This is a genomic window from Streptomyces sp. 8N114 (genome assembly GCF_052245835.1).
Lineage (GTDB): Bacteria > Actinomycetota > Actinomycetes > Streptomycetales > Streptomycetaceae > Streptomyces.
The window spans coordinates 480,328-491,707 of the sequence record NZ_JBQQBT010000002.1; the positions used below are offsets into that span (position 1 = coordinate 480,328).

Sequence of the window (11,380 nt, forward strand, 5' to 3'; positions counted from 1 at the left end):
TTCCTCGCGCCCCTGAGGGGAGCGCCTCGTACCGAAATGGAGATTTGTCCTCTATGCAATTCCGTCCCGCACTTTCCGTGCTCACGGCGAGCACGGTGGTCGCTCTCGGGCTCACCGGGTGTGCTGCCGTCCCGGAGCCCGGCACCGTCACCGTGCTCAACTCGGCCACGGACACGGCCGAGCACACCAAGAACCAGAAGTTCTTCGACCGCTGCGCGAAGAAGTTCGGGCTGCGTGTGGAGCAGAACAGCGTGCCCGCGGACCAGGTGTCCTCCAAGGCGCTGCGGATGGCTTCCTCGCACTCGCTGCCCGACATTCTCGAACTCGACGGGTCCGAGCTGCCGCAGTTCGCGGAGACCGGTGGGCTGCGCAGCCTGCGGGATCTCGGGGTGCGCACCTCCGGGCTGTCCCGCAGCGGTGTCTCCCTCGGTTCCTTCGAGGGGACCCGCTACGGCATCGCCCGCTCCGTCAACTCCCTAGCGCTGTACTACAACCCGCGCCTGCTGAAGAAGGCAGGCGTCGAGGTGCCCCGGACCTGGGAGGAGCTGCGGTTGGCGGCGAAGAAGCTGTCCGGCAACGGCACCTACGGGCTCGCCTTCAGCGCCAGCCCGAACGCCGACGGGGTCTACCAGTTCCTGCCGTTCTTCTGGTCGGCGGGCGGCGACGAGGCGCGGCTGGACAGCGGCAAGGGCGAGGCGGCGCTGCGGCTGTGGAAGGACATGGTGGCGGACAAGTCCGTCTCCAAGGCCGTCGTCAACTGGAACCAGCAGGATGTCAACGACCAGTTCGTCGCGGGCCGCACCGCGATGATGGTCAACGGGCCCTGGCAGGTGCCGGTGCTGGAAGCACAGCGCAAGGTGGACTGGGCCGTCGCCAGGTTCCCCGTCCCCGAGGCGGGCGGCACGGCCGTCCCACCGGTCGGCGGCACCGTGATGACCGTCCCCAAGAGCGACGACAGCCAGCGCGAGAAGAACGCCACCAAGATTCTCAACTGCCTCAACACACCGGGAAACCAACTCGACTGGGGCGAGGCCGTCAACAACGTCCCCACCCGCGCCGCCGCCGCGCGTACGTACGCCCGACAGAACCCCAAGCTCGCCCCGTTCGCCGACCTGGTGACCACGGCGCGCTCCCGCACCGCGAAGGTCGGCACCCGCTGGCCGGCGGTGAGCGACGCGCTGGCCGGCGCCTTCCAGTCCGTACTCACCGGCGGCAGCAGCCCGGAGGCGGCCCTGCGCCGTGCCCAGCGGCAGGCGACGGCGGGGGAGTGAGGAGCCCAGCATGAGTACCGTCACAGCCCCGTCCGTCTCCGCACCGGCCGCAGGCGACTCCTCAGCGGTCGCCCGCGGCCGGGCCGGCGGCCGTCGCACCACACTGCTGCGCTGGCTCTTCATCGCGCCCGCGCTGCTCTACATGGCCGCCTTCTTCGGCTACCCGCTGGTGCGCAACGTGCTGATGAGCTTCCAGCACTACACGCCCACCACCTACTTCACCGGCGAGGCACCGTTCAACGGCCTCGACAACTGGCGGGCCGTCTTCTCCGACCCGCTGTTCACCGACGCGCTGTGGCACACGGCGCTGTTCACGGCGGGTTCGCTGCTGGGACAGTTCACCCTCGGGCTGGCGCTGGCCGTCTTCTTCTCCCGCCGCTTCCGCCTCTCCCGCTTCGTACGGGCGGTGCTGCTGCTGCCGTGGCTGGTGCCGATGGTGGTGGCCGCCGTGGTGTGGCGGCGCATCCTCGACCAGGAGCACGGCGTCCTCAACGCGGCCCTGCAGACACTGGGCCTGACCGACGGCGGCGTGCCCTGGCTGAGCAGCCCCGATGTGGCACTGCTGTCGGCCGTGCTGGTCAACATCTGGATCGGCATCCCGTTCAACATGGTCATCCTCTACGGCGGACTCCAGGAGATCCCCCGCGAGCTGTACGAGGCGGCCTCGCTGGACGGCGCGGGGCCGTGGCGGGTGTTCCGCTCCGTCACACTGCCGCTGCTCCGGCCCGTGATCACCGTCGTCCTCGTGCTGGGCTTCATGTCGACGGTGAAGATCCTCGACCTGATCCTCGCCCTCACCTCGGGCGGCCCCGCCGACGCCACCCAGACCCTGGGCACCGTCACCTACCAGATGTCGTTCCTGCGCCTCGACTTCGGCCAGGGCGCCGTCGTCGGCAATGTCCTCATCCTGATCAGCGCGGTCTTCGCTGTGTTCTATCTGCGTGCCAACCGCGCCGACTTCGGCTCCGGGAAGTGAGCACCATGCCCCCGACCACCGCCCGCACGACCGTTGCGGGAACCGCCCGCACCACCGGCCCCGGTACCGCCCGCCGGGTGCGCGGAGCCTGGAACACCGCAGCGGCGCTGCTGATCCTCGCCGTGCTGCTCTTCCCCGTCTACTGGATGCTGGTCACCGCGCTGCAGCCGTCCTCGGGCATCGAAGTGGACTGGTTCCCCACTTCGCCGGGGCTCGACAGCTTCCGCGCCGCGCTGGACAGCCAGGGCCGGTCCCTGCTCACCAGCCTCGGCGTCGCGCTGGGTGCCGTGGCGGTGTGCCTGGCTCTGGCGGCGCCCGCGGCCTACGGGCTGGCGCAGTTCTCGCTGCGCGGCGGACAGGCCGTCGTCTTCACCACGCTCATCACCCAGATGGTGCCGGGCATCGTCATCGCCAACGCCCTCTACAGCGCCTACGCGGAGCTGCGGCTGGTCAACTCCTACCTCGGACTGATCCTGGCCGACGCCTCACTCGGGCTGCCGTTCTCCATCGTGCTGCTGCGCGCCTTCATGGTCTCCATACCCGGCGAAGTGGTGGAGGCGGCCCTGGTGGACGGTGCCAACCGGTTCACCGCGTTCGTCCGCGTCGTCCTGCCGATGAGCCGCAACGCTCTCATCACGGCAGGGCTGTTCACCTTCCTCTTCGCCTGGTCGGACTTCATGTTCGCGCTGACCCTCAACACCACCGACGACGTCAAGCCGGTGACGCTCGGCATCTACCAGTTCGTCGGCGCCCACGTCAGCGACTGGGGCGCCGTCATGGCCACCGCCGTGCTGTCCGCGGTGCCCGCGGCAGTGCTGCTGGTCGTCGCGCAGCGGTATATCGCCGCCGGGATCACGGGTGGGTCCGTCAAGTAATTCCCTGGGTGCGCGGCTGTTGCCGCGAGTCGCTGTCGGCTTCAGCCGGGGAGACGGTTCGACGGTGTCGCGGTTGCGGCCGTCGGATCGCCTCCCCAGCCTCCGGCCGGGCGGTACCCCCCACACACGCCGTCGTGGTTTCGGCCGTTGCGGCGGGATGAGGTCCGCCCCGCAGCCGGAAGAGGTCCCCGAGCAAGAGCAAGTGAGGCGTTCAAACTGATGAGTTCCGCTTTCCCGGGGCGCCCTGCGCCCGTTCCGCCCGTTCCAGGGCTTCCGGAAGACTTCGTCTTCGGGGCCGCCACCGCCGCTTACCAGATCGAGGGGGCCCATGACGAGGACGGGCGCGGGCCGTCCATCTGGGACACCTACTGCCGCGAGCCCGGCCGGATCGAGGGAGCTGCCAGCGGTGACGTGGCCTGTGACCACTACCACCGCTACCGCGAGGACGTCGCGCTGCTGCGGGAGCTGGGCGTGGGAAGCTACCGCTTCTCCGTCGCCTGGCCGCGTGTCCAGCCCACCGGCACCGGGCCCGCCAACCAGCGTGGCCTGGACTTCTACGACCGGCTCACCGACGAACTGCTCGCCGCGGGCATCAGCCCGGCCGCCACCCTCTACCACTGGGATCTGCCGCAGCCGCTGGAGGACCGGGGCGGCTGGCGGGTGCGGGAGACGGCGCAGCGCTTCGCCGAGTACGCGGCGCTGGTCGTCGCCCGGCTCGGCGACCGGATACCCCGCTGGATCACCCTCAACGAGCCGTTCTGCAGCGCCTTCCTCGGCTACGCCACCGGTCGGCACGCGCCGGGCGCGCGGGAGGGGCGCGGGGCACTCGCCGCCGCGCACCATCTGCTGGTCGGGCACGGGCTGGCCGTGCGTGCCCTGCGCGCGGCAGGAGTGGCCGAGGCCGGCATCACCCTCAACCCCGACCGGCTGCTGCCCGCCACCGACTCGGCGGCCGACCACGCTGCCCTGCGGCGAGCCGAGACGCTGCACAACGAGACCTGGCTCGACCCGCTGTTCGCCGGGCGCTATCCGCGCGGTGAGGTGGAGACCTGGGGGCCCCAGGCCGACGGCTCCTGGCACCGGGACGGCGACCTGGCGCTGATCGGCACCCCGTTGGACTTCGTCGGCATCAACTACTACCGCCCGATCACCGTCGCCGACGCGCCCTACCGTGACCCGGACCCGGCGACCCGTACGGCCACCGACATCCGCGTCGCCGAGTGCTCCCGCGACGACGTACGGCACACCACCATGGGCTGGCCCGTCGACCCGCACACCTTCACCGACCTGCTGACGGACCTGACGGCGCGCTACCCGGCGCTGCCGCCGCTGCTGATCACCGAGAACGGTTCCGCCGAGGCCGACACCGTCACCCCCGACGGGCGGGTGCATGACGCCGACCGTATCGCCTATCTGCGCGACCACCTGGCGGCGGTGGCCGACGCGATCCGCGCCGGCGTCGACGTACGCGGCTACTACGTGTGGTCGCTGCTGGACAACTTCGAATGGGCGCGTGGCTACGGGCAGCGCTTCGGCCTCGTCCACGTCGACTACCCGACCCAGCAGCGCCTCCCCAAGGACAGCTACCACTGGTACCGCGACCTGATCGCCGCCCACCACCGGCACCACACCCAGCAACGAACACCCACCGCACAGCACACCGGAGAGCAGGCCGCCCGATGAAGTTCACCGACGGCTACTGGCTGATGCGCGACGGCGTCCAGGCGTCGTACGCCACCGAGATCGCCGACACCCGCGTCACCGACGACCGCTTCACCCTCTACGCCCCCGTACAGCACGTCCGGCACCGGGGCGACACCCTCAACGGCCCGCTGCTGACCGTCGAGTGTTTCTCACCCGCCGAGGGCGTGATCGGCGTCCGCGCCACCCACCACGCCGGTACGGTCGACCGCGGCCCGCACTTCACGCTGCGCCCCGGCCAGGATGACGACGCCGCGCCGGGCAAGGTCACCCGCGACGGCTCGCTGCTCGAACTGGCCAGCGGCGAGCTGACGTTGCGGGTCGACACGGCGGCGCCGTACCGGCTGGAGTTCACCGCCGACGGGCGCACCCTCACCTCCGTGGAGGCACGCGGCACCGGCTACGCCACGACGGCCTCGGGTGCCCACCACTCCCTCGCCCAGCTCGCGCTCGGCGTCGGCGAGCTGGTCTACGGGCTCGGCGAGCGCTTCACCCCGTTCGTCCGCAACGGGCAGAGCGTCGACATCTGGCAGGCGGACGGCGGCACCGCCAGCGAACAGGCGTACAAGAACGTCCCGTTCCACCTCACCAACCGCGGCTACGGCGTCTTCGTCAACCAGCCCGGCAAGGTGTCCTACGAGGTCGGCTCCGAGGCCGTCGGCCAGGTGCAGTTCAGCGTCGAGGGCCAGTCGCTGGAGTACTACGTCATCCACGGCCCCACCCCCAAGCAGATCCTCGACCGCTACACCGCGCTCACCGGCCGCCCGCCGCTGCCCCCGGCCTGGTCGTTCGGGCTGTGGCTGTCCACCTCCTTCACCACTTCCTACGACGAGGAGACCGTCCGCCGCTTCGTCCGTGGCATGGCCGAGCGTGACATCCCGCTGGGCGTCTTCCACTTCGACTGCTTCTGGATGCGCGCCTACCAGTGGTGCGACTTCACCTGGGACCCGGAGGTCTTCCCCGACCCGGAGGGCATGCTGCGGCGGCTCAAGGAGGACAACGGGGAACACGACCTGAAGATCTGCGTCTGGATCAACCCTTACATCGCCCAGAAGTCCCCGCTGTTCGACGAGGCGGCCCGGCTCGGCTATCTCGTACGGCGGCCGGACGGCAGCGTATGGCAGTGGGACCTGTGGCAGGCGGGCATGGGCCTGGTCGACTTCACCCACCCCGAGGCCCGCGCATGGTATGCGGACAAGCTGCGCGGGCTGCTCGGCCAGGGCGTCGACTGCTTCAAGACCGACTTCGGCGAGCGGGTGCCCACCGACGTCGTCTGGCACGATGGCTCCGACCCCGAGGGGATGCACAACTACTACACCCAGCTGTACAACCGCACCGTCTTCGAGACCCTCACCGAGGAGCGCGGACAGGGCGAAGCCGTCCTCTTCGCACGCTCCGCGACCGCCGGTGGCCAGCAGTACCCCGTCCACTGGGGCGGCGACTGCGAGTCCACCTTCGGTGCGATGGCCGAGTCGCTGCGCGGCGGGCTCTCCCTCGGTCTGTCCGGGTTCGGCTTCTGGAGCCACGACATCGGCGGGTTCGAGGGCAACCCCGGTCCGGCGCTGTTCAAACGGTGGGTCCAGTTCGGACTGCTCTCCTCGCACAGCAGGCTGCACGGCAGCGCGTCCTACCGGGTGCCCTGGGACTTCGACGAGGAAGCCGTCACCGTCACCCGCGACTTCACCCGGCTCAAGCACCGGCTGATGCCCTACCTCTACCGCGCAGCCCAGCAGGCCGCCGCACACGGCACACCGGTAATGCGGGCCATGCTGCTGGAGTTCCCCGACGACCCGGCCTGCCACACCCTCGACCGGCAGTATATGCTCGGCGACGACCTGCTGGTGGCCCCGGTCTTCACCGCGGACGGCACCGTCGAGTACTACGTACCGGACGGCGAGTGGACCCATCTGCTGTCCGGCGAGCGGATACCGGGCCCCGGCTGGCGGCGCGAGCAGTACGGCTTCGACAGCCTGCCGCTGCTGGTACGTCTCGGCGCGGTGCTTCCGTACGGCGAGCGGGACGAGCGCGCCGACGACGACTGGGCGCACGGGGTCACTCTGCGCGCCTACCGCCTCGGCGACGGCGCCACGGTGACCACCCGGGTGCCACGCCCTGGTGCCTCCGCCGACGCCGTCTTCCGCACCCGGCGGCGCGGGCGGAGCGTCACCGTCGAGGCCACCGGCGCGCCCGGACCGTGGCACCTGCTCCTCGTCGGCGCCCACGCGGAAGCCCCGGAGGGAGCCGGTGTGACGGTCCGGCACACCGATGAGGGCACGTTGCTGACGGCTCCCGACGGCACGGCCACACTCACGGCGCTGCTCACCTGATGCCTGCCCGGCACGGGGGCTGCGCTTGCCCACCCTGCGCCCCGTAAGGGGCGCGGGGAACTGCGCGACCAGCCACAACGAACCCGCAGCCTGCGGACGCCAGGCAGGGGCACCCCCTCGCCAGAGCCACCCGGGGGCATCACCGCGTGGCTTTCACATCGCGCCCCGCAACCTGCGGCTCGGCGACATCGCCCCGCGCAGCGGACCGCGGCACCGCCACCCGCGGGGTACGGGTCGCCGTATCGGACACCTGGTCGCCGGGGTGTGCCCCCACATGGCGGCACACCCCGGCGACCAGGCGGGGTGCCGTGAAGGACGCGCCGTGCACGAAGCGCATCGCCGGGCCGAACGTCGGCGCTGTCAGCAGCCCCGCGAAGAACAGCCCCGGGTGCGAGGACTCGAAGTCCTGACTCACCCAGGGGGCGCCGCTGTTGCCGACCCGGCGCAGCGTCTCCTGCAGCGTGGAGTCCAGCAGTCCCAGCCGGAACAGGTCCGGGACGAAACCGGTGGCGGCCACCACGTGCGAGGTCTCCAGCGTCCGTGCCGTCCCGTCCGCCGCCTTCAGCCATAGCCGGACCCGCTCGCCCGGCCCGGCGCCCACGCGGCGGATGCCGGTCGTACGGTCCGCGGCCGTGACGGTGTGCTTCAGCAGCACCGGCACGGTCGGCTCGAACCGCTCCCGCAACCACCAGGCACCCGCCGGTCCGAGGGCGCGCCGGGCGATGTGCAGCCGTACGGGTGCGGGCAGCCGCCGTACCGCATCGGGCCGCCGCGACCACACCCAGGTCGGCCAGCCGGTGCCCAGCGCGCTGTGCGGGTCGTACAGCTCGGGGAGCCGGCCGCCCAGCGGCCGTGGCGGCGCGTTCCACTTGATGCGGGACGCGCGGGCCACCACCCGGGGCTCGGCGCCCGCCTCCGCCAGCAGCACCGCGGTCTCCAGCGCCGCCTGCCCCGCCCCGACCACCGTGACGTCCTTGCCCCGGAACCGGGTCAGCTCGCGGTGATGGGTGCTGTGCGTGACCAGACCGGCGGGGAGACCGCGCAGCACGGTGGGCCGGTAGGCGAACGGCAGGACGCCGATGGCCAGCGCGACGGCCCGCGTCGTCAGCTGTTCGCCCTCCTCCGTACGGATCCGGAAACCGGAGGGGTGCGGGGCGAGGTGCGTGACGGTCATCTCCTCGGCGGGCGGCGCCGCGTGCCGGCCGAACCACGTGCCGTACTCGGCGAAGGTGTCCAGCGGCAGCGGACGGCCGTGCCCCACCTCGATGCCCCGGTCGGCACAGTAGGCGGTGAGGGTGTGGATGCCCTCCGGGTCGGAGAGGGCGGAGGCGCTCGGCTCGGACTTGAGGAGCATGCCGCGTGGCATGTGGTCCCGCCAGGAGGCCATCGGCCTGCCGAGCACCCGCAGGCGCAGCCCCGCCGCCGCGGCGTGCGAGGCGATGGACAGTCCGTAGGGTCCGGCTCCCACCACTACGAGGTCGTACATGGGTTCCTTCTCTCTGTGTGCGGTGTGGGCTTGAGGTGTCGTTCGGGTGGGCTTTCTGGGCTGGATGGGGAGTGCGAGAGGGGTGAAGGGGGCGTGGGACGCACGGGGTGCGCGGTGTGTGCGGCGGCGGGGTGCGGGACGGTCACCGTCCGTCTCCGGGCGGCCGTCGCGGCGCGCAGGGCTTTGCCGAGGCCGCGCCTCAGCGAGCCCGCGGCCATCGCGGCGAAGGGCAGTGGATCGTCGGCGGCGAACCAGGCACGCTCCACCGGCCCGCGCGGCAGGTGCGCAGTTGCCGGGCCGGGCGGGCGCGGGCCCAGCAGCGCGGCGAGCAGCGCGTAGTTCTCCACGACGAACACCCGGGCAGGGCCGCGCGGCTCCCCCGGCCTCCGGTCGGCAGCTGCCCTCGGTACGGACCGCCCGGTCAGATGCAGATGCTGGGCCCGGACCACGTCCAGCTCCGCGTCGTCGGTGAAGAGGCGGAACTGGGCGCCGGGGCGCGGGTTGAAGTCCACCAGGTGGTGGACGCCGGCCGCTGGATCGAGCCGGAAGTCGAGGTCGAGGATGCCGCGGTAGTCCAGCGCTGCGGACAGCCGGGCCGCCGCCTGTTCGACGGGCGGGTTGGGCAGCCGGCTGCCGACGGCCGTCAGGCCCGTGTACGGCGGCCACGAGCGCTCCTTGCGGCCCGCACCGGCGACCAGGAACCGGCCGCCCTCCGCCGCGTAACCGTGGAAGAACCAGTCGGCACCCGGCACGTCCGGCAGCCGGCGCTGCAACAGCAGTGTGCTGCCTGCCTCTTCGGACCGTTCGAACAGCCGCGCCGCTTCCGGCGCAGTCCGGACGAGCGCGGTGCTGCGCAGACCGGTCGGCAGCAGCCAGGGGCGGCTCCACTTGGCCACCACCGGCAGGCCGAGCGCTGCCGCCGCGCGGCCCGCCTCGTGGGCGCTGCCGGGCAGCACGGTGGTGGGGTGGGCGATCCCGGCGTGCGCGCAGACGGCGGCCAACTCGGCCTTGTCCGCGAGCCGGGCGGGCAGTCCGGGCTCGACGGCGGGCAGCAGATAGCGTCCGCCGAGCCGGGGCGCCAGCCGGGCAGCGGCGATCGCCCCGTGGTCGTCCAGCGGCAGAAGTACGGCGGTCCTGCCGACCGCGTCGGAGACGTCGAGCAGCGCGCGTTCCAGCTTCGCGTCGGACAGCGCACCGTCCGCCCCCGAGCCGCCCGTGCGGGCCGCGGCACTCGGCAGAGTGTGCACCCGGTGCAGGAAACGGCTGCTGCCCACGGGGCCGCTCGCCGAGCCGAGCAGGGCGTGCACCTCCAGCCCCGCACGCCCCAGCGACCGGGCGGCGCCCAGGGTGCCGTGGTGGTACGGGTTCGGATCGAGGCGCAGCAGCAGCGCGGGAACGTCCGTGGCGAACGACGGCATGGGGCATGTCCTTCAGGCGTGGGACGGGCGGGCGGGGCGAGAATTCCGCTGACGGGCCACCAGGAATGCGGACCGGCGGACGACCGGACAACGGCCCGGGGCGTGGACATCGGCCCGGCGCCGACAACGGCCCGAGGGCGACCAGGAGGAGCCATGCGCACCCACAGACGCGAGCGGATCAGGGCGGTCCTGTGCGGTGGAGCCGTCATCGCCGGGCTGCTGGCTTCCTGCACCGTGCCTTCGAGCGGCCGGCCGGGATCCGGCTCCGTACCGGGCGAGCGCCCTGCCCGCACCCCGTCGTCGTCGGCCTCCACGCCTCGGGCCGAGCCCTCCGGCTCCCCCTCCGCTCCGGTGTCCTCCGCCGATCCGCTGGTGGGCGCGTTCCTCGGCTCCGGCCCCGAGGGGGTACGCCGGGTCCGGGACATGGAGCGCTGGCTGGGCGGCACCCGGCTGCGCGCCGGGCACACCTACCTGCCCGGCCGCCTGTGGTCCGAGATCGAGGGCCGGCCCCGCCTCCTGGCACCGTGGGCACGCTGGCGGCACGAGGAACCCGGCCGGCTGCTGGTGCTGAACGTGCCCATGGCGGACCACAACGAGGCCGGATTGTCCGACGACCGGGTGCGCACACTGCTGCGCGAGGGCGCGGCCGGACGCTTCGACGCCCACTACCGCACGCTGGCCGAGCGGCTGGTACGGCAGCGGCTCGCGGACACCGTCCTCGTGCTGGGCTGGGAGATGAACGGCACCACCTACACGCACCGCTGCGGTCCCGACCCGGCGGCCTGGAAGGCGTACTGGCGCCGGATCGTCGCCACCATGCGGTCCGTGCCGGGCCAGCGGTTCCGGTTCGACTTCGCCCCCAGTCGCGGCCGGGACGCGATTCCCTGGACCCGCTGCTACCCGGGCGACGACGTGGTCGACGTACTCGGCATGGACGCCTACGACCAGCCCGAGGGCATGCCCTTCGAGGAGCAGGTGCGCGAACCGTACGGACTCCAGGCGCACGTCGATTTCGCGGCGCGGCACGGAAAGCCCGTCTCGTACCCGGAGTGGGGACTCTTCCGCAACGGGGACAACGCCGAGTACGTCCGCCGGATGCTGGCCTGGATGGACCGGTACCGGCCGCTCTACCACACGATCAGCGACTACTGCCCGCACGGCGTATGGGGCTGCCACCTGAACCCGGTCTCCTCGGCGATGTACCGGATGGCGCTGTCCGCCGAGGGGCAGCCGTGGTGGGAGCGCTGCTGGGGCTTCGGCGAGTACTGCGTACGGCTCGACTGGCTGGGCGACCTGGCCGGTTAGTCGCAGCCCGGCCCGGTCCCC

Annotated in this window: 8 protein-coding genes; 6 read left to right on the forward strand and 2 right to left on the reverse strand. The window is 72.1% G+C overall.

All coding sequences use genetic code 11. The features are described 5' to 3' along the window. The first annotated feature begins 53 nt into the window (after positions 1 to 53). From ACTWQF_RS07615 to yicI, 5 genes are all read left to right on the forward strand, one after another. Complete coding sequence (locus ACTWQF_RS07615; RefSeq protein WP_443278333.1) at positions 54 to 1,271, forward strand: sugar ABC transporter substrate-binding protein; 1,218 nt, start codon at positions 54 to 56, stop codon at positions 1,269 to 1,271. A gap of 10 nt (positions 1,272 to 1,281) precedes the next feature. Continuing rightward, positions 1,282 to 2,247 carry a carbohydrate ABC transporter permease gene (locus ACTWQF_RS07620; RefSeq protein WP_443278335.1) on the forward strand — a complete coding sequence of 322 codons (966 nt, stop codon included), beginning with the start codon at positions 1,282 to 1,284 and terminating at the stop codon, positions 2,245 to 2,247. Positions 2,248 to 2,252: 5 nt separating this feature from the next. Next, positions 2,253 to 3,122, forward strand: a complete 870-nt coding sequence (locus ACTWQF_RS07625; RefSeq protein ID WP_443278337.1) for a carbohydrate ABC transporter permease — start codon at positions 2,253 to 2,255, stop codon at positions 3,120 to 3,122. A 219-nt stretch (positions 3,123 to 3,341) separates the two neighbouring features. Further along, positions 3,342 to 4,805 carry a GH1 family beta-glucosidase gene (locus ACTWQF_RS07630; RefSeq protein ID WP_443278339.1) on the forward strand — a complete coding sequence of 488 codons (1,464 nt, stop codon included), beginning with the start codon at positions 3,342 to 3,344 and terminating at the stop codon, positions 4,803 to 4,805. After that, positions 4,802 to 7,150 (forward strand): alpha-xylosidase, encoded by a 2,349-nt coding sequence (gene yicI, locus ACTWQF_RS07635; protein ID WP_443278341.1) that lies wholly within the window; start codon positions 4,802 to 4,804, stop codon positions 7,148 to 7,150. Before ACTWQF_RS07630 ends, yicI begins: the two co-directional genes overlap by 4 nt. A gap of 139 nt (positions 7,151 to 7,289) precedes the next feature. On the opposite strand, the gene ACTWQF_RS07640 is transcribed toward yicI, so the two are convergent. Both ACTWQF_RS07640 and ACTWQF_RS07645 read right to left on the reverse strand, forming a co-directional pair. Further along, a complete protein-coding gene (locus tag ACTWQF_RS07640; RefSeq protein ID WP_443278342.1) occupies positions 7,290 to 8,636 on the reverse strand; it encodes an NAD(P)-binding domain-containing protein in 1,347 nt (448 codons plus the stop codon). Continuing rightward, positions 8,621 to 10,054, reverse strand: a complete 1,434-nt coding sequence (locus tag ACTWQF_RS07645; protein ID WP_443278344.1) for a carboxylate--amine ligase — start codon at positions 10,052 to 10,054, stop codon at positions 8,621 to 8,623. The genes ACTWQF_RS07640 and ACTWQF_RS07645 overlap by 16 nt, the downstream gene beginning before the upstream one ends. A gap of 153 nt (positions 10,055 to 10,207) precedes the next feature. Here ACTWQF_RS07645 and ACTWQF_RS07650 point away from each other — a divergent pair, with 153 nt between their 5' ends. Continuing rightward, positions 10,208 to 11,359, forward strand: coding sequence for a glycoside hydrolase family 26 protein (locus tag ACTWQF_RS07650; protein ID WP_443278346.1), 1,152 nt, complete (start codon positions 10,208 to 10,210; stop codon positions 11,357 to 11,359). Positions 11,360 to 11,380: the final 21 nt, after the last annotated feature.